The organism is Duganella sp. FT27W, from assembly GCF_009295655.1.
Lineage (GTDB): Bacteria > Pseudomonadota > Gammaproteobacteria > Burkholderiales > Burkholderiaceae_D > Rugamonas > Rugamonas zoogloeoides.
In genome coordinates, this window is sequence record NZ_WHIV01000001.1 from 294,570 (window position 1) to 312,769 (window position 18,200).

Below are 18,200 nucleotides of genomic sequence, written 5' to 3' on the forward strand. Positions count from 1 at the left end.
CCAGCATGGCAAGTCCCGGTAAAAAAGCCTACCCGTTACGCATCGACCCGGCACTCTGGGAAGAGCTGCAACGGCTGGCCGCGCGCGACCTGCGCAGCGTGAACGCGGAAATCGAATTCCTGTTGCGCGAGGGGCTGGCGCGGCGCGGTATCAAGCCCACGGAGGCCAAGAAACCGGTTGATGGCGAGGCTGCGCCTGACCCGTAATAGTCTAACGGGCGTATCCCCGCTGCTTATCTGGTCGTTCGATCGTTCATGGGGCTAATCAGGGTGGATGGAGTTCGCTGTGCCAGCTAGAAGCGTCCTGGACAGAAACGATATGACATGCTCTTCCCCCAGTAGGGGAGATAGCGGAATGACACCAACCTTATTTTCCGCGATGAACCAAGGCTGCTCCAATGCCGCAACTCCACCTCCAGCGGGCACGAGCAACAATGCATAATCGGGACTGGCAGCACCCCATCGCAGACTGTCGCGGTAGATATGCGCCGATGACATTGCTTCCAAGATACTATCGCGGCTGACGCAATATTTGGCGTCGAATACAATGATTTTTCTAGTTGGGCCGTTTGTCACGGTAACGACGATATCCGGGCGACGTTGCGCGGAGTTGCTATAAAAATGTTCAAGCCCGTGTTTCTTGTCGAAGGCAGGAAACGTTTTCTGTAAAAATGCCCTAACTTGTATGTCTTTGCCTTCTCCGCTTATTTTGATTCGATCAGCCTTACCACCTACTTTTCGTGACCAGACCAGTTCAGGGAATATATGTTTTAAGGCCACGACCACGCGCAGAAAACACCATCTTTCGTATATTTCCCAGGTTGGGCTTACCGGGAGGATCTCGTCTGAACCCGGTCCATCGATACCGGGACGAAGAATTTGCCACCCCAGACGAAACGCACGTGCGTAGTCGGGATGTCCGGATATTGCGTTCAGACCTGCACTGGAAATTTCGTCGCGCGTCACCTCCGAAAAGGGCCGGGCACGCTTCAGCTTTTGTAATCCATCCTCCAGGTCGTCCAGCAGCAACTCGCGCAAGGCCAGGCGATCGGCCTGGGATGTGCGCACCTGGTCTCGTTGTTCATTGGCGGCCAGGCTCCTGAGCTCCATGCGCACAGCATTAATGTGGCGAATAATTTTGTTGAGAATGGTCTTCAACGTACGGTGTGCCGCAGTGTCAAGTGTAACGCTTGAAACAGGAACATCGAACATTCCGATTGTGATCGAATCTACGCCGTCAATATTGCCAAGCTGCGCCATAGCCCCAGGATTTCTGGCCAGGCTACGTAGGGTTTGCGTGTCTATGCGCCGAACGCGGTGCAAAGGGGCACTGCTGCGCGTACCTTTCAGAGCGGAAAGCGGTTGGATCGTTATTTTTTTTAGGGCCCGCAAGTATCGGTCGCCGAACAGCTTCAGTCTTGCGTATTGCAAGTGAATATTGCTGAAATCCCCTTCGCTGCTGATTTTTTCGCCACCTGGTTCCGCGCCGAAAAGAAGTTCGGGGTCTTCCGACCTCAAGTCCACAACCATCCGATGGAAACACATCTTCGCCAGTTTCTTAGCCGGAGGTGCCACCTCGAGGTGATAGACAGCCAACCGCACACCGCGTTCGTCGAATAATTCGGCTATTACCGTGCCGGCATAAAATTGTGGTGTCCATTCCCAACGATGATCGCCGTTTGCGTTGCGACAGGGGAGGCGCATATCGTCAATAACAAGAATGCGCGTACTTTCGCTCTGTAGTACAAACGCGTACCGGCCACCTTCGTAAAAGCCCTCGCTGCAGCTTGATTCCGGGGAGACAGTAAAAGAGACGCCAGAGGCGACGTGGCAAGTGAGCGTCGACATCGAACTCATCGCCAGAATCGGGCGCTGCCAGTGTGCAGCAAGTCTTCCTGTAACTCTTCTACTTTAGTGGCGGAATCATGCAATCTGGCGTTACGCAATATAAGTCTGGTTTGTTCCAAAGCGGCCCGTAAGCGGGTGTTATCTTCACCTCGAAGCTTGGGCAGGATTTTCGAAAAAATTGCTTGATCGAGGCTGTCCAGGTGATTGATGACGCCGCCTTGTGCCGCCTGTTCCATATATCCGATGACGTCACCCACGGTCCGCCAGCCGAAGTGAAGCCTCTTGGGACTGAGGGCCTTATATAAACCGATCAGGACTTCACGTGCAGTTGCTGCTGCATCGCTAGCCAGCGATGTCTTTCCCCAACCAGGATAGGCGTCCACATCGACCTCCCAGAATTCGATGACCGATGCGCGATCGAGAACCTTGTCGCTCAATCCGTGCGTAGTCTCGTCCATATTTACTGTACCGATGATCAGTAAATTAGCCGGATAGGGCAGACGAGAAGGTACGCCGCTGATGGCTTCGGAAAATGTATGCAGTTCGATATCGTCACCGGTTTCCATCGCCGATAATAACGGCGCAAGATATTGCTCAGGATGAGAAAGATTCATTTCGTCTAATACCACGACATAGGGCTGTGCAGAGTCCGCGCTGGCACGCATCAAAAACTCCAGAAATCCCGTGCGTACATAACTGTCGCCATTTATCGGATTGACGTATCCGAAGACGCTAGACGGATCGTGCCAGCCTGGCTGGATAGGCAAAACGTACAACCGCTCTCTGCTATCGGCTTCTGCCTTCCACAATGCCCGCGCGTAACTGCACGCAAGCAATGTCTTCCCGGATCCACTCAATCCCGCCAGCACGGCAAAATGGCGCCGATGGTTGCTCCATAAACTCGCGTCCAGACGGGCGACGAGTTTATTTGAAAAGACCATATCAACCGGCATAAAACTTAAAATATCGCGCAATGCCGGTCGTACGAGAGTTTGGCTTGTTGTGGACGTTTCGGCCACATCGAGATCGTCAGGTGCGTTAAGGGGCGGCAGTGATTCAGGAATCCAGTGTATTCGCTCTGCCCAGTCCAGGCCCGTTTCGGTAAGCTTGAACACTTCGCCTTCACGATAGATTAGCTTCATGTCCCTTTGCCAACCGATCATGGCATCCGGGTTAAAATTGGTCGTCCACCCCGGGTTAACCAATTTCAAAAGCGAGCGCAACTGATTTCGTGTGGCGTGAGTTTTGGTCTTTAATTCATACAGAACATGGTCGAACCCGAGTATCTTTGTCAGCAGCCAATCCGAGACATCGTCTGGATCGCCATTTTCCAACAGCGCTTCGCCACGTGTCGTTAATTCCAGCATGGAGCCATTTGATTGCAACACGCCCCACTCGGCTATCAGCGCATGGAGGTTGGTGTTGATTGCTGCTGGCGATAAGGCAGAATTGATAGAGCGTATATGCTCTCGTAAATCTTCGCGCATGCAACCGTCTTTCGCGAACTCCACAATTCCACGAATAGTTGCAAACGAGCCCGCAATAGCCAGCATGCCGCGGCGGCGACGCTCTGCGGGCAGAGGTAATAATTTTACCGAGCCAGCGTCTTTGTCCGTATCGACTATTTCCACCGCATCGGCTTCTTCCTCCGCAGTACTGCATAAAGCCCAAGCCAGAGACATCCTTTCGAGTCCGTCACGCGATGGCGGAGCGGCAGTCTTGCCCAGCACTTGATCAAACCGGTCTAGAATGGATCGATGGACGTCAACCGGGTGAATTTTCGTGGAAGCCGGCAGTCCCATTGCCCGCGCCAAGCTTCGCAGTACCTTGGTGTAGGAGAGCGTGACGAATTCCGATGGATGAATCGATGCAAATACATTGAAGAGCTTTAACCGGGGTTTTTTGCGAACTTGTGGCGCTATCAATGCAAGGCATTCGCTAAATTCGCGGGCCAGATATCGGGTTCTCTCGTTTCCCGGTTCGGGAAGCGGTTCGGTACGCAGCTTCCAAAGGCGTTCGATAACTGCGTCATCAGAAATAACCTTGTCCACATTGATCGCTCCACCCCAGCCAACCCCCGAAACCACATCGCTATTCCAGAGCGTCCGCTGAAAAGGAAGTGAAAAAAAAACTTCCTTCGAAGCTTCTTGAACGGCGCGCAAATGCTGCTCCAGCTTGTTTAACCATTGCTGCTGCTTCGGACTCGTTTTCAAGTGCTTCTCAGCTTCAAGGTAGGCTTGCCTTAATCCTTCCTCGGTGGATAAAATCAAACTCAAATGACTCTCCTTGGGATTAACGTCGGTATTAATTTAATTGTAGACGAAATTTCTCAAATGAAATAGTGGATAACATCCACGATGGAGGACTCATCAAGTCCATGCCGGGTTACGCCAACATGTCCGAGTTCAGCGGCACCTTACGCCCAAGTTTCTGGTGGGTTTGATCCCACCACATCTCACATTCGTTTCTCTGGAAAAGCACGCACTTGATGCCGTTGTCCTTCGCTATGCGGCACAGGCATAAAAAAACCCCGGCGCACCGGGGTTTTGTCGTATCAGCGAACTGATTATTTAGTGTCGGCCACCGGCTCTTCCGGGAAGGCGTTGGTTGCCTTGGCGCCCCACAGTGCGTAGAACAGCACGTAGATTTCGCAGGCCACGGTCAGCAGGAACGATTGCTGCAGACCGAAATGGTCGGCCAGCATGCCTTGCACCACCACCAGCGCACCGCCGGCAATCGCCATGATCATCAGGCCGGAACCTTCTTCGGTCATCGGGCCCAGGCCCTTGATGCCCAGCGTGAAGATGGTCGGGAACATCACCGAGTGGAACAGGCCCACCGAGATCAACGCCCACATCGCCACCGAGCCGCCGGCGAACGTGGCAATCGTCATCACGATCGCCGCGCCGATGCTGCAGCCTGCCAGCACGCTTTCGGCCGAGAATTTACGCATCAGTACGCTACCGGCGAAGCGGCCCACCATCATGCCGCCCCACAGGATGATCAGGTAGTGCGACGCTTTTTCGTGGGTCACGTTGCCGATGTCCGGCTGCGACACGAAATTGATGAACAGGTTGGCCACGCCGATTTCGGCAATCAGGTAGATGAAGATGGCTGGAATGCCGAACACCAGGTTGCGGTGCTTCCACAGCGAGTGGTTCTTGCGCGCAGCCTTGGCAGCTTCGCGGTTGGTCGAGGCGCCGATTTCCGGCAGCGGGAAGCGGGCGATGACGATGGCCAGGATGATCAGCACGCCGGCCACGATCAGGTACGGCAGTTCCACGGCGCGGGCATCGGCCAGGCGCTCGGCCTGGGTCAGCACCTGGTCGGTGGTGGCGGTGCCCGAGTTGGAGCGGCCCAGGATCAGGTAGCCGCCGAACAGCGGCGCCAGCATGGTGCCGAGCGAGTTGAAGGCTTGTACCAGGTTCAAACGGGCCGACGCCGAGCTGGCCGGACCGACCACTGCCACGTACGGGTTGGCCGCCACTTGCAGCAGCGTAATGCCGCAGGCAATGACGAACAGCGCGAACAGCGTGACCGGATACGACGGCAGGTGGGCGGCGGGGATCATCATCAGTGCGCCGACGGCCATGATGACCAGGCCGGTGACCAGCGATTTTTTGTAACCCACGCGCTCGATCAGCCGCGCGGACGGAATCGAAGCAAAGAAGTAGGCGATGAACCAGACCGATTCGATCAGCGTGGTTTGGGTGTAGTTCAACTCGAACACGCTGCGCAAGTGTGGCAGCAGGGTGTTGTTGATAACGGTGATGAAGCCCCAGGTGAAGAACAGGCTGGTCAGCAGGTACATCGCCGATTTTGCCGTATTTGCGTGCGATGCGCTGATCGCGGTGCTGCTCGAAGGTGTTGGTGCCGCCACTTTGTATCCTTTTTATAGACTTGCCTGGATCGCAATCTTAGGGGCAAAGCGGGTATAACACCAATAACTAAATAGAATTCCTCTATATCGAAATGGTGATGACAGGTATCACTGAAACGGATTATTGCCACTGCGCATTAAAACTGCGGCACTGTACGCGCTTTTCCGGGTATCCATGTGGAAAGCGTTATACTGCATGACCGGCGGAATTGCCGCCGGACGCAAGACAAGCCGGGGGATGGATGGAGCAGCGGGGAACGGTGGCGCAAGAGGCCGGACAGGCAATGGCAGACGATCTGGGATGGTTGTCCGGCGGTGGCGACATGGGCGAACTGATACGCTCGATGGACTGGTCCACGACGCCGTTGGGCCCGGTCTCCGGCTGGCCGCAAAGCCTGCGCACGTCCGTCAGCCTGTGCCTGTCGTCCACCTTCCCGATGCTGGTGGCCTGGGGTCCCGAGGATGTGCAGATCTATAACGACGCCTACCGGCCGATCTGCGGCGCCAAGCACCCGCAGTCGATGGGCGAGCCGTTCAAGATCTGCTGGGCCACCGCGCTGCCGGTCGTCGGCGATGCCTTCAATCGCGCCCACGCCGGTGAGGGCGTGTATATCCGCGACCAGCGCATGTTCCTCGACCGCTACGGCTACATGGAAGAAGCGTTCATGACGTTTTCGTTCTCGCCGATCCGTGCCGAATCGGGCAACGTGGGCGGCATCTTCCACCCGATCAGCGAAGGCACGGCGGCGGTACTGGACGCGCGCCGCACCCAGAACCTGCGCGACCTCACCGGCCGCATCGCCCTGGCGCGCACCGGCGACGAACTGGCGCGCTTCATGGTCTATGACAGCGATACGCTGGCGATGGATGTGCCGTTCATGCTGCTCTACCAGTTGGCCGGCGACGGCCGCACGCTGGCCTTGCGTGCCCAGGTCGGACTGCCGGCCGACAGCCCGCTGGCGCCGGCCGAAGCAGCGCTGCACGGCCATGGCGGCTGGGATTTCGCCGCCGCGCTGGCGGCCGGGGGCAGTCACCGGATGGAAGACCTGGCTGCGCGTCTCGGTTCCTTCGGCTGCGCGCCATATGAAGAGGCGCCCCATACCGCCATGGTGCTGCCGCTGACGGTGGCCGGGCAGGAGCGTCCGTACGGCTTCCTGGTGGCCGGCGTGAGCGCCCGCCGCGCGCTCGATGCTGCCTACCTGAATTTCTACGAACTGCTGCGCGGCGCCTTCAATACGGCGCTGGGCAATGTGCTGGCCTACGAGCAGGAGCAAAAGCGCGCTGCCGCGCTGGCCGAAATCGACAAGGCCAAGACCGCGTTCTTCTCCAACGTTTCGCATGAATTCCGCACGCCGCTCACGCTGATCCTGGGTCCGCTGGAAGACGCGCTGGCCGATACCGCGGAGCCGCTGGCGCCGCGCCAGCGCGATCGCATCGACCTCACAAACCGCAATGCGTTGCGCCTGTTAAAGCTGGTCAATTCGCTGCTGGACTTTTCGCGCATCGAGGCGGGCCGGGTGCAGGCGCGGTTCGCGCCGGTGGACCTGGCGCAACTGACGGCCAACCTGGCCAGCGTGTTCGAGGCGGCCATGGACAAGGCCGGCCTGGCCTACCGGGTGGAGACGGCGCCGCTGTCCGAACCCGTGTTTATCGACCTTGACATGTGGGAAAAGATCGTATTCAACCTGCTGTCGAACGCGTTCAAATTCACCATGCATGGCGGCGTGGCGGTGCGCCTGGAACAAACCGACACCGGCGCGCGTTTGACCGTGCGCGATACCGGCGCCGGCATCCCGGCCGCCGAACTGCCGCGCATCTTCGAGCGCTTCCACCGCGTGGAAGGCGTGCAGGGCCGCAGCTACGAGGGCACCGGCATCGGCCTGGCCCTGATCCAGGAACTGGTGCGCCTGCACGGCGGCGCCATTGCCGCCGAGAGCACGCTGGGCGAGGGCACCACGTTCACGGTGGAGATACCGTTCGGATCAAGCCACCTGCCGCCGCAGTACGTGGTGGCGCACTCGGATAGTTCCACCGGCGAGCGCATGGGCTCGGCGTTCGTCGAGGAGGCGCTGCGCTGGCTGCCCGACGGCACGCCGTCGGATTCCAGCGCGGAACCAGGCCTGGAAACAGAGGTGGAGCCGAGCGCCGAAGCCGGCGCGCCGGCAGGCGCCGCGCCTGCCGCAACGGCGGTCGCTCTCGCAGCCAGGCCGCTGCAACGCCCCCGCATCCTGGTCGCCGACGACAACCAGGACATGCGCGGCTACGTGCGCTCGCTGCTCGAACGCGAATTCACGGTGGAGACCTGGGCGGACGGCCAGGATGCGCTCGACGCCGTGCGGCGCAACCCGCCCGACCTGCTGCTCAGCGACGTGATGATGCCGCGCCTCGATGGCTTCGCGCTGCTCAAGACCATCCGCGCCGACGAGAATATCCGCCACGTGCCGGTCATCCTGCTGTCGGCCCGCGCCGGCGAGGAGGCCCGCATCGAGGGGCTGGAGGCGGGCGCCGACGATTACCTGGTCAAGCCGTTTTCCGCCAACGAACTGCTGGCGCGCGTGCGCAACCACATCGAGCAGGCCCGCGAACGCGAGTTGGCCACCTTGGCGCTGCGCGAACGCGAAGAATATTTCCGCTCGCTGGTCAATGCGTCGCCGGCCATGTTCTGGACCACCGACGAACACCATCAGTGCACGTTCCTGAGCCAGCGCTGGTCCGACTACACCGGCCGCTCGCTGGAGCAGGACCTCGGGCGCGGCTGGATGGAGCTGATCCACCCGGACGACGCCGCCGGTGTGGCCGATGCCTACACCGCAGCGTGCGACCGCAACCGGCCGTTCTCGATCGACTACCGCTTGCGCGACCGCGTGGGCGGCTACCGCTGGGTGATCGACGCCGGTGCGCCGCGCTTCGGCAACGACGGCCGGCTGCTCGGCTATGTCGGTACCGTGATCGACGTCCACGAGCGGCGCCTGTTGCAGGACCGCTTCGCCAATGTCACGCGCGCCAGCGGCATCGGCGTGTGGTATGCCGACTCGCCGCTGTCCACCATGCAGGCCAACGCCCAGTTGCGCACCCAGTTCGCGCTGCCGGCCGACGGCCTGGTGCCGGTCTCGCAGTTCTACCAGCGCGTGCATCCCGAGGACCGGGCGCGCCTCGAAGACGAATTCCAGCGGGCGATGGTGGAGGGCGAGGGCTACGAAGCGGAGTTCCGCGTGGCCCCGGCGCCGGGGCAGACCGCGCCTCGCTGGATCCGCATGATCGCCTGGTCGCAGCACGACGAGCAGGGCGGCATGATCCATTTCGACGGCGTCACGCTCGACGTCACCGACCAGAAGAGCGGCGAGTCCGAGCTGCGCAGCAAGGCCGGCGAACTGTCGCAGGCCAACCAGGCGCAACGCGAATTCCTGGTCACGCTGGCGCACGAGCTGCGCAACCCGCTGGCGCCGATCCGCAGCGGCCTGGAAATGATGCGCGCCCAGCACCTGGCGCACGAAGAAATCGAACGCATCCGCGCCATGATGGAGCGGCAGGTGGGCCACCTGGTGCACCTGGTGGATGATTTGCTGGACCTGGCGCGCATTGCGCGCGGCAAGGAAGTGCTGGTATTCGGCCCGGCCGACCTGAACGCGATCGTGCGCAACGCCGTGGAACTGAGCACGCCGCTGATCGACGCCCGCCATCACCGGCTGAAGATTTCGGTCTCGGACAACCCGCCGCCGCTGTGGCTCGACGCCCAGCGCATCGCCCAGGTGATCGGCAACCTGCTCAACAACGCCGCCAAGTACACGCCCGAACACGGCGCCATCGAGTTGCGCGCAGCCGTCGCCGACGGCGAGCTGACAGTAAGCGTGAGCGACAACGGCGTGGGCATTCCGGCCGACGCGCTGGGCAGCGTATTCGACATGTTTACGCAGGTGCCGGGCAGTGAGGCGCAGGCGCAGGGCGGCCTCGGTATCGGTTTGAACCTGGTGCGGCGCCTGACCGAGCTGCATGGTGGCAAGGTGAGCGCGCACAGTGCGGGCGCCGGTTGCGGCAGTACCTTCACCTTGCACCTGCCGGTGATGCTGCCGGCCATGCAGTCGCTGCTGGCGGCGCAAACGCCCACGCCAGCGACGGCTGCCATCTCCGCGCCGGTGCGGGTGGATGCCACTTCGAACACCAGCCTGCGCGTGCTGGTGGTGGACGACAATGTCGATGCCGCCGAAACGCTGTCGGCGCTGTTCGAGATCAAGGGGCACACCGTGGCCACGGTGCACGACGGCATCGACGCCGTGGGCCGTGCGCAAAGCTTCCTGCCGCAGGTGGTCTTCCTCGACATCGGCCTGCCCGGCATGAGCGGCTACGACGTGGCGCGCGAACTGCGTTCGCAACAAGCGCTCGACGGCGTGGTGCTGGTGGCGCTGACCGGCTGGGGTACCGATGCCGACCGCCTCAAGTCCGATGCGGCCGGCTTCGACCACCACCTGACCAAGCCGGTGAGCTTCGACGAGATCGTGCGGCTGATGGCCGATCTGGCCGGCCGGGTCGAAACCTGATACGAACCGAAGGGGAGCGCCATGAAACGCCTGTTCGTCCACGCGCTGCTCGGTGTTCTGCTCGGTGCTGCGGTGTTGCGGGCCGCGCCGGCGCGCGAAGGTCCGCTGGTACTGGTGAGCTTCGATTACCCGCCGTTCATGGAGGTGCAGCCGGGGCAGCCGCCGACGGGCATGATGGTGGAGCTGGTGACCACCATCTTCGCGCGCATGGACCAACCTATCGAATTGCAGTTTTATCCACTGGCGCGCAGCCTGTCGCTGATCGACACGCCGCGCGCCGACGGCTTTTTCACCATCAAGAAGAACGATGAGCGCGAGCAGAAATACCTGTTCCCGCGCGAACCGCTGCTGACCCAGGATTTCGTGATCTTCGTGCGCGCCGGTTCGCGCATGGCGTTCCAGGGCAACGTCAGCGAGCTGGCCGACGTGCGCCTGGGCGTGGTCAACAAGGTGTCGTATGGGGCCATTTTCGATGGCGCTGCCGCTCGCGGCATGTTCAATCGCCTGGAAGTGGCGCAGACCTACGAAGCAAACTTCCGCAAATTGCTGGCCGGGCGCATGGATGCCCTGGTGAGCAGCCGGGTGATGGGCGCCGCAGTGCTCAAGCGCCTGAATGCGCTGGACAAGGCCAAAGTGATCGGTCCGCCGATCGAAACCACCCAGAGTTACCTGATCTTCAACCGCAACACGGTCGCGCCGGAGGTCGTCACGGCGTTCGACCAGACCCTCAGCAATATGCGCAAGGACGGCTCGCTGCGCAGGATGCGCGACAAATATACGCGCTGAACGGCCCATGGCAATCGGTGGTTTGAATTTATAATCTTAAATTATCCTGCGGTATCGAGTGGCGACGCAGACGCGCCTGGCGACAAGAATGAATTTTCCGCACCTGGCCAAGCCGGGTTGGCGGCTGTTATCAATTGTATTTATTTAAGTGGAATGGAATTCGTATGGCCAATGTCAATGTGAACGGTATCAATGTCAGCAACACCGGTAGCTTCGTGCTGTTTGGCGGCATCAATGTGCTCGAATCGCGCGATCTTGCCATGCGTGCATGCGAAGAATATGTGCGCGTGACGCAAAAGCTGGGGATTCCTTACGTGTTCAAGGCCAGCTTCGACAAGGCCAACCGTTCGTCGATCCATTCGTATCGCGGTCCTGGCCTGGAAGAGGGCATGCGCATCTTCCAGGATGTCAAGGCGGCGTTCGGCGTACCGGTGATTACCGATGTGCACGAGCCATTCCAGGCGCCGCTGGTCGCCGAAGTGGTCGACGTGCTGCAATTGCCGGCCTTCCTGGCGCGCCAGACCGACCTGGTGGTGGCGCTGGCCAAAACCGGCAAGGTCATCAACATCAAGAAGCCGCAGTTTTTGAGCCCGGGCCAGATGGCCAACATCGTCGAGAAATTCAAGGAAGCGGGCAACGAACAGCTGATCCTGTGCGATCGCGGCACCTGCCTCGGCTACGACAACCTGGTCGTGGACATGCTGGGCTTTGGCGTGATGAAGAAGACCTGCAACGACCTGCCGATCATCTTCGACGTCACCCACGCGCTGCAGCAACGCGATCCGGGCGGCGCCGCTTCCGGTGGCCGCCGCCAGCAAGTGGCCGACCTGGCGCGTGCCGGCATTGCCGTGGGTATCGCCGGCCTGTTCCTGGAAGCGCATCCCGATCCGGACAACGCTCTTTGTGACGGTCCAAGCGCCTTGCCGCTCGATAAGCTGGAACCGTTCCTGTCGCAACTGAAGTCGCTCGACGACCTGGTGAAGTCGTTCCCGGCACTCAATATCGCTTGATGGAGAATCGCAGCGTGAACGACATCACTACCCAGCGCCTGGCCATCGTTATCCCGGCCCGTTACGGTTCCACGCGCTTGCCTGGCAAGCCGCTGGCCGACATCCTCGGCAAGCCCATGGTGCAGCACGTGTATGAACGCGCACTCGAAGTGCCGGGCGTGCATGCGGTGGTAATCGCCACCGACGATGAACGCGTGGCCGAGGCTGCGCGCGGCTTCGGCGGCCGCTGCGTGATGACCTCGCCCGACCATCCGTCCGGTACGGATCGCCTGGCCGAGGTCATGCAGTCGGTCGAGGCCGAGATCTACATCAACCTGCAAGGCGACGAGCCGATGGTGCGCCCCGGCGATATCGCCATGCTGGCCCGTGGCATGTGGGCCGATAGCTCGGTCCAGGTCGGTACCCTGTGCCACCCGATCGACGCCGACGAAGCCGATAACCCGAACACGGTCAAGGCGGTCCTGGCCGGCAATGGCGATGCGCTGTATTTCAGCCGCGCCAAGATTCCGTTCGCCCGCGATGACGCACCGGCGCGTTACCTCAAGCATGTCGGTGTGTATGGCTATCGCCGCGACGTGCTGGCTGCTTACTCGAGCCTGCCGCCGGCGATGCTGGAACAGGTGGAAAAACTGGAGCAGCTGCGTTTATTGGCGGCCGGCATGCGCATCCGCGCGTTCGAGGTGGAACCGACCGGCCCCGGCGTCGATACGCCCGAGTGCCTGGTGCGCGTGCGCGCATTGATGGCAGGGGAGACCGGCGCGGCTGCGGCTGCGGCAGCGGCGCCCGCGCCATTGCCTTCCCTGGCCGGTATCAAGCTCGTGATCACCGACGTCGATGGCGTGCTGACCGACGGCGGCATTTATTACGATGCCACTGGCGAGTGCCTGAAGCGCTTCCACGTGCGCGACGGCCTCGGCATGCGCCTGCTGGAAGAAAACGGCGTGCGCGTGGCGGTGTTGTCGGGCCGTGATTCGCCCACGCTGCGCAAGCGCGTGGCCGACCTTGGCATTACCTTGTACCAGTTCGGCTTCAAGGACAAGCACGGCGCCTGCCGCGCGCTGATGGAGCAAGCGGGCGTCGCCGTGCACGAAACCGTCTGCATTGGCGACGACAGCATCGATCTGCCGGCGTTTGCCGCCTGTGGCCTGTCGTACGCGGTGGCCGATGCACCCGTGTACGTGCAGCGCCGCGCCAGCGCCGTGCTGGCAACGGCGGGCGGCAAGGGTGCGTTCCGCGAGTTGGCCGATGCGATCCTGGTAGCGCAGGGCAAGGAACACGTATTCGGTTCGGCCGAGGGCTTTGCCACGGTGATGGCGGGCATGGCCCAGTAATTTTTTGTATTTTGAAATGGATGTAGTAATGAGTGAATCAATTACCCAGGCCCGCCAGGTGGTGGCGATGCAAATCGATGCGTTGTCGGCCATGGCTGACCGCATCGGCGCCGACTTCGACGCTGCTGTGGACATTGTCCTGGCCCGTCAGGGACGCGTGGTGCTGGTGGGGATGGGAAAATCCGGCCTGATCGGCAGGAAGATTGCCGCCACCATGGCCTCTACCGGCACCCCGGCCTTCTTCGTGCATCCGGCCGAAGCCTTCCACGGCGACCTGGGCATGATCGGTCCGCAAGACGTGGTGGTGATGATTTCCAACAGCGGAGAAACCGAGGAGCTGGTGCGCATCCTGCCTTTCCTCGAGCACCAGGAAAACCGGATCATCGCCATGACCGGCCGCCGCGATTCCACCCTGGGCCGGCACGCTCACGCGGTACTGGACGTGTCGGTCGAGCGCGAGGCGTGCAATAACAACCTGGCGCCCACCAGCTCCACCACCGCCACCCTGGTGATGGGCGATGCGCTGGCCGTGGTGCTCTCGTCGAAATGCAATTTCCAGCCTGAAGACTTCGCCCGCTTCCACCCCGGTGGCAGCCTGGGCCGTCGTTTGCTCACCCGCGTGGCCGACGTCATGCACAAGGACAATCTGCCGGTGTGCCGTCCCGATGCGTCGTTCCGTGACGTGGTACACGAAATCAACCGTGGCCGCCTGGGCCTGGTACTGGTGATGCAAGACGGTGATTTGCTGGGCATCATCACCGATGGCGACGTGCGCCGCGCGTTCGATTCCGCCGCCGATTACCGCGAGATCACGGCCCGGCACATCATGTCGTCCGAGCCGAAGCTGGCTGCACCGGACGAGCGCTTCTCCGATGCGGAAGCGCGCCTGCGCGCCGCCAGGATCAACGCGCTGGTCGTCAAGAACCAGGCCGGTGAAGTTGTTGGCGTGCTGCAGATTCACGACGTCGTTCCTGACAAGCCGGTCGTGTAAAAATCCTCGACCGGCAGTCAGCGGTTTTACAAGGCGTACGCAGCCTGTGCTGCGATGGTCGCAACCACCGCCGATACTGCTGCGGCCTTGGCGACGGGAATCAGGCGCCGCGCGTGGTACGTCAGGGTCAGCACCACGACAACCGCGCCGGCAGTCAGCGCACCCAGCCACATGACCCACCCCTGGCTGGCGCCCTTGAGCGCCAGCGACGCGGCTAGCGACAGCAGCAATCCGGCCGTGCCGCACGCCTGCAACCAGCGCGTCTTGTCGCCCGGCGAGGAGCCGCGCCCGTACAACGCTTCCCAGTGCCGGTCCATTGCCAGGCTCAGGCCGGCAAAACCGGCCAGCGCGGCAGCCAGCGCCGCGTAGATCAGCAAGCCGTTGGTCAGCGCGCTCATGCTGCGCCTCCACTCGCCAGCACCGGTGCGGGGTCATTAACCTTGTTAACTTTATTTACTTTATTCATTCTTGAATTACCCATCCGTTTAGCCGCAAATAACAATCCGATTCCAATCACCAGTACCACCAGGTCGAAACCGGCGATTTGCAGCAAGCCGTGCGACAGGCTGTAACCAAGGTGCGACTCGGTAGTGAACATATTGAGTATCGGCAGACCGGCAAACAACACGCCACCGACGGCCAGCAATATCTGCCACATGCGCCGCGAGGGCCGGGCCATTGCCAGCACGGCTGCCGTACCCCAGGCGCCGAAGAACCAGGCCGCTTCCATGGCCGGCCGCTCGGCCAGTTCCACCGGCAGCAGGCGGTTGGACCAGAAGTAGGCGGCAATCGCGATCGGCACGCCGGCAATGGCGCCCAGGTTCAGGCCATCGACCAGCCGCAGGCCGAAGCCGACCCGTCCCCCCTTGGCCAGCGCCTTGGCGTATTTCTGGCGTTCTTTTACGGCCCACAGTATCAGGCCAGTGGCCACCATCGCGCAACCGGCCAGGCCGGCGACAATGAACAGCGCCCGCAGCGCGGCACTGGAAAAGCGCGCCGCGTGCAGGCCGATCATCACGCCCTGGGTTTGTGCAGCCGGTGCTGCCGCCTGCTCCGGCGGCGAGACCAGTGCACCGGTCACGCCATCGAACACCATGGCCGGCTGGTCCACCGACATCTGCTTGCCGTCGCGGCGATACAACGCCACTGCGGCATTGGTCTGTTTGGGATGGCTGACAACGATGCGCCCCACGCCGCCTTCGCCCCAGGCGGCCGTGGCCTGCGCCAGCAGCGGTTGCAATGGCGTGAGCGCGGCCGGCACGCGCGAGGCCTTGGGATCGATGGCCACGTCCTGGCGCAGTTCGGTGAAGAACTTGTCGCGTTCGTCCTGGTACACGGCCTTCACGCCCCACGGCATATACATGAACATCAGCGTGACGATGCCGGTGTAGGTGATCATCAGGTGGTAGGGCAGGGCCAGCACGGCGCTGGCGTTGTGGGCGTCGAGCCACGAGCGCTGGCCCTTGGCCGGCCGGAACGTGAAGAAGTCCTTGAATATGCGTTTATGCGTGACGATGCCCGACAGGATGGCCACCAGCATGAACATGGCGCAGATGCCGACGATCCAGCGCGACCAGATCACCGGCATGTAGTGCAGGTCGAAGTGCATGCGGTACAGGAACTCGCCGCCGCGCGTGGCGCGCGCAGCCGCCAGTTCCTCGCCGGTGGCCGGATCGAGCGTGGCATTGCCGAAGCGCGCGCGGCGCGGACGCTGCTCACCCTGCCTGGCCGGGTCGGCTGGCGGCGGCGCCCACATGGTGCGCAAGGTCGGCTCGCGCTCGCTGGGCAGGGTGATGATCCAGCGGTCGCTTTTGGGGGCACGCTGCTCCAGGAAGGCCACGGCATTGGCGGTGGCAGCGGCCGGCGCCACCTGGCGTGTCATCGACTGGTGGACCTCTGGCTTCATCCACAGCGTGATCTCGTCCTTGTAATACGAGGCAGTACCGGTGCAGAACACCAGGAACAGGATCCAGCCGGCCAAGAGGCCGGTCCAGGTGTGCAGCCATGCCATCGACTGGCGCAATCCTTCCTTCATGCCGCACCTCCGGTGAAGGCGCCCAGGGCCAGCACCACGGCGCCAGGCAACAGCGATGCCAGCAGCAGACCGGTCCAGGCGCGCAGCGCGCTGGCGCAGGCGAATACCCACATCACCGCTACCGGATACACCACGAAGGCGGTGAGGGTGCCGGTCATCGCCGCTTCGGCGCGGGTGGTGGGCAGGGTGAGGGCGAGGGCGGCGGCGACCAGCGCGGACAAGCCATAGCCGCCGGCAATGGCGGCGACGGTGCGCGACAACACGCCCGCGCGGTAACGAATGGTAGAGGCCATACAACTTCCTTCAGATGCACGCTTGAAGCGCTAAATGCGAATAATTCTCGTTCATTATTGCAGTGTTGTCAATGAGGAAGTAGTTGCCGCGATTGGCTCACGAACGTGATTTTTTTGGCCGGCGTATGCCATGGTTTGAGCTGTGACTATAATCAATGGACCATAAAACTACATGAAGAGACTCATGAAAACATTTGCTCCCTTGCTGCTTGCCCTGGCGTCTGCGCCGGCCTTCTCCGCCACGTATTACGTCGCGCCCAATGGCAATAACAGCAACCCCGGCACCCAGGCCGCGCCGTTCGCCACGATCGCGCGCGCGCAAACCCAGGCCCAGCCCGGCGATACGGTGTACCTGCGCGGCGGCCGCTATGCCTACACCGCCGGCGTGGAAAGCTGCGCCAGCCGCACCGCCATCGTCAACGCCATCACGCTCGACAAGAGCGGCGCCGAAGGGCGGCCGATCCGCTACTGGGCCTACCCGGGCGAAAAGCCGGTGTTCGACTTCTCGGCAATGAAGGACGACTGCCGGGTCAAGGGCTTCAATGTCACCGGCAGCTGGCTGCATTTGAAGGGGCTGGAAGTGACGGGCGCGCCGCAGCAGCCGGGCAACCGCCTCAATCACGAATCGTGGGGCATCTGGGTCAACGGCAGCCGCAATACGTTCGAGCAGCTCGACCTGCATCACAATATGGGGCCGGGCCTGTTCATCCAGAACGGTAGCTACAATCTGGTGCTCAACAGCGATTCGCACCACAACTACGACCCGTACACGTCCAACGGCGCGGGCCAGAGCGCCGACGGCTTCGGCGCCCACATCAAGGCCAACAACCCGGGCAATGTGTTCCGCGGCTGCCGCGCCTGGGCCAACTCCGACGACGGTTTCGACTTGATCAACGCGTTTTCGCCGGTGGTCATCGAGAACTCGTGGGCCTGGTCGCACGGCTACCTGCCCGGCACCACCACGCCGCTGCAGGCCGGTAACGGCAACGGCATCAAGGCCGGCGGCTACGGCGGCGCCTATGTTTCGAATGGGGTGAAGCACACGGTACGCTTCTCGGTGGCGTTCAAGAACAAGGCGGCCGGCTTCTACGCCAACCACCATCCGCTGGCGCTGGACTTCTTCAACAACACGTCATTCGACAACGGCTACAACTACGACATGCTGGGCATCTCGGCCGACGGCACGCCCGTCAACTTCGGCACGCTGCGCAACAACATCTCGTACAAGGGCCAGCAGTCGCGCAATATCGACGGCACCAATATGCGCTACAACTCGTGGAATTTGCCGGTGACGTTGTCCGACGCCGACTTCGACGACGTCTCCGCCACCGGCTGGGATGCGCCGCGCCAGGCCGACGGCAGCCTGCCGGTGCTGCGCTCCTACCGCCTGCGCACCGGCAGCGACTTGATCGACAAGGGCGGCGACGTCAACCTGCCGTTCCTGGGCGCCGCGCCGGACCTGGGCGCGTTCGAGAAGCAATAACGACTTCTT

At 61.8% G+C, this 18,200-nt stretch carries 13 protein-coding genes; 7 read left to right on the forward strand and 6 right to left on the reverse strand.

The window, feature by feature from the left end; translation table 11 throughout:
• The first annotated feature begins 5 nt into the window (after nucleotides 1–5).
• Nucleotides 6–206, forward strand: coding sequence for a hypothetical protein (locus F8197_RS01275; protein ID WP_152879353.1), 201 nt, complete (start codon nucleotides 6–8; stop codon nucleotides 204–206).
• 54 nt (nucleotides 207–260) lie between these two features.
• Here F8197_RS01275 and F8197_RS01280 read toward each other — a convergent pair whose 3' ends face one another.
• The 3 genes from F8197_RS01280 to F8197_RS01290 form a co-directional block, all read right to left on the reverse strand.
• Nucleotides 261–1,847: a DUF2357 domain-containing protein gene (locus F8197_RS01280; protein ID WP_193333299.1), complete on the reverse strand. Its 1,587-nt coding sequence runs from the start codon at nucleotides 1,845–1,847 to the stop codon at nucleotides 261–263.
• 5 nt (nucleotides 1,848–1,852) lie between these two features.
• Nucleotides 1,853–4,123 carry an McrB family protein gene (locus tag F8197_RS01285; protein WP_152879357.1) on the reverse strand — a complete coding sequence of 757 codons (2,271 nt, stop codon included), beginning with the start codon at nucleotides 4,121–4,123 and terminating at the stop codon, nucleotides 1,853–1,855.
• Between the two features lie 290 nt (nucleotides 4,124–4,413).
• On the reverse strand, nucleotides 4,414–5,727 hold the full coding sequence (locus tag F8197_RS01290) for a sugar MFS transporter (RefSeq protein ID WP_229205150.1): 1,314 nt from the start codon (nucleotides 5,725–5,727) through the stop codon (nucleotides 4,414–4,416).
• A 284-nt stretch (nucleotides 5,728–6,011) separates the two neighbouring features.
• On the opposite strand from F8197_RS01290, the gene F8197_RS01295 reads away from it, so the two are divergent.
• The 5 genes from F8197_RS01295 to F8197_RS01315 all read left to right on the forward strand — a co-directional run bounded on the left by F8197_RS01295 (nucleotide 6,012) and on the right by F8197_RS01315 (nucleotide 14,380).
• Nucleotides 6,012–10,262, forward strand: coding sequence for an ATP-binding protein (locus F8197_RS01295; protein ID WP_227012009.1), 4,251 nt, complete (start codon nucleotides 6,012–6,014; stop codon nucleotides 10,260–10,262).
• Between the two features lie 21 nt (nucleotides 10,263–10,283).
• On the forward strand, nucleotides 10,284–11,048 hold the full coding sequence (locus F8197_RS01300; RefSeq protein ID WP_152879361.1) for an ABC transporter substrate-binding protein: 765 nt from the start codon (nucleotides 10,284–10,286) through the stop codon (nucleotides 11,046–11,048).
• Nucleotides 11,049–11,212: 164 nt separating this feature from the next.
• The gene (gene kdsA, locus F8197_RS01305; protein WP_152879363.1) at nucleotides 11,213–12,058 is read left to right on the forward strand and encodes a 3-deoxy-8-phosphooctulonate synthase; all 846 of its coding nucleotides are present in this window, start codon (nucleotides 11,213–11,215) and stop codon (nucleotides 12,056–12,058) included.
• 14 nt (nucleotides 12,059–12,072) lie between these two features.
• Nucleotides 12,073–13,389: a 3-deoxy-manno-octulosonate cytidylyltransferase gene (kdsB, locus tag F8197_RS01310; RefSeq protein WP_373996750.1), complete on the forward strand. Its 1,317-nt coding sequence runs from the start codon at nucleotides 12,073–12,075 to the stop codon at nucleotides 13,387–13,389.
• Nucleotides 13,390–13,417: 28 nt separating this feature from the next.
• Nucleotides 13,418–14,380, forward strand: coding sequence for an SIS domain-containing protein (locus F8197_RS01315; RefSeq protein ID WP_152879366.1), 963 nt, complete (start codon nucleotides 13,418–13,420; stop codon nucleotides 14,378–14,380).
• A gap of 26 nt (nucleotides 14,381–14,406) precedes the next feature.
• On the opposite strand, the gene F8197_RS01320 is transcribed toward F8197_RS01315, so the two are convergent.
• Genes F8197_RS01320 through F8197_RS01330 form a run of 3 tightly spaced genes read right to left on the reverse strand, consistent with a single transcriptional unit; the run spans nucleotide 14,407 to nucleotide 16,708 of the window.
• Complete coding sequence (locus tag F8197_RS01320; RefSeq protein ID WP_152879368.1) at nucleotides 14,407–14,778, reverse strand: DUF3325 domain-containing protein; 372 nt, start codon at nucleotides 14,776–14,778, stop codon at nucleotides 14,407–14,409.
• Nucleotides 14,775–16,415 carry a PepSY domain-containing protein gene (locus tag F8197_RS01325; protein WP_152879370.1) on the reverse strand — a complete coding sequence of 547 codons (1,641 nt, stop codon included), beginning with the start codon at nucleotides 16,413–16,415 and terminating at the stop codon, nucleotides 14,775–14,777. Before F8197_RS01325 ends, F8197_RS01320 begins: the two co-directional genes overlap by 4 nt.
• On the reverse strand, nucleotides 16,412–16,708 hold the full coding sequence (locus F8197_RS01330) for a DUF3649 domain-containing protein (RefSeq protein ID WP_152879372.1): 297 nt from the start codon (nucleotides 16,706–16,708) through the stop codon (nucleotides 16,412–16,414). Before F8197_RS01330 ends, F8197_RS01325 begins: the two co-directional genes overlap by 4 nt.
• A 184-nt stretch (nucleotides 16,709–16,892) precedes the next feature.
• Here F8197_RS01330 and F8197_RS01335 point away from each other — a divergent pair, with 184 nt between their 5' ends.
• Entirely contained in the window at nucleotides 16,893–18,191 is a 1,299-nt protein-coding gene (locus F8197_RS01335; protein WP_152879374.1) for a right-handed parallel beta-helix repeat-containing protein, read from the forward strand.
• Nucleotides 18,192–18,200: the final 9 nt, after the last annotated feature.

Excerpts from the sequence above, each read along its gene's own strand:
- F8197_RS01275 (WP_152879353.1), top strand. The coding sequence starts at position 6 with ATGGCAAGTCCCGGTAAAAAAGCCTACCCGTTACGCATCGACCCGGCA.
- F8197_RS01280 (WP_193333299.1), bottom strand. The coding sequence starts at position 1,847 with ATGTCGACGCTCACTTGCCACGTCGCCTCTGGCGTCTCTTTTACTGTC.
- F8197_RS01295 (WP_227012009.1), top strand. The coding sequence starts at position 6,012 with ATGGCAGACGATCTGGGATGGTTGTCCGGCGGTGGCGACATGGGCGAA.
- F8197_RS01300 (WP_152879361.1), top strand. The coding sequence starts at position 10,284 with ATGAAACGCCTGTTCGTCCACGCGCTGCTCGGTGTTCTGCTCGGTGCT.
- kdsA (WP_152879363.1), top strand. The coding sequence starts at position 11,213 with ATGGCCAATGTCAATGTGAACGGTATCAATGTCAGCAACACCGGTAGC.
- F8197_RS01315 (WP_152879366.1), top strand. The coding sequence starts at position 13,418 with ATGAGTGAATCAATTACCCAGGCCCGCCAGGTGGTGGCGATGCAAATC.
- F8197_RS01320 (WP_152879368.1), bottom strand. The coding sequence starts at position 14,778 with ATGAGCGCGCTGACCAACGGCTTGCTGATCTACGCGGCGCTGGCTGCC.
- F8197_RS01325 (WP_152879370.1), bottom strand. The coding sequence starts at position 16,415 with ATGAAGGAAGGATTGCGCCAGTCGATGGCATGGCTGCACACCTGGACC.
- F8197_RS01330 (WP_152879372.1), bottom strand. The coding sequence starts at position 16,708 with ATGGCCTCTACCATTCGTTACCGCGCGGGCGTGTTGTCGCGCACCGTC.
- F8197_RS01335 (WP_152879374.1), top strand. The coding sequence starts at position 16,893 with ATGAAAACATTTGCTCCCTTGCTGCTTGCCCTGGCGTCTGCGCCGGCC.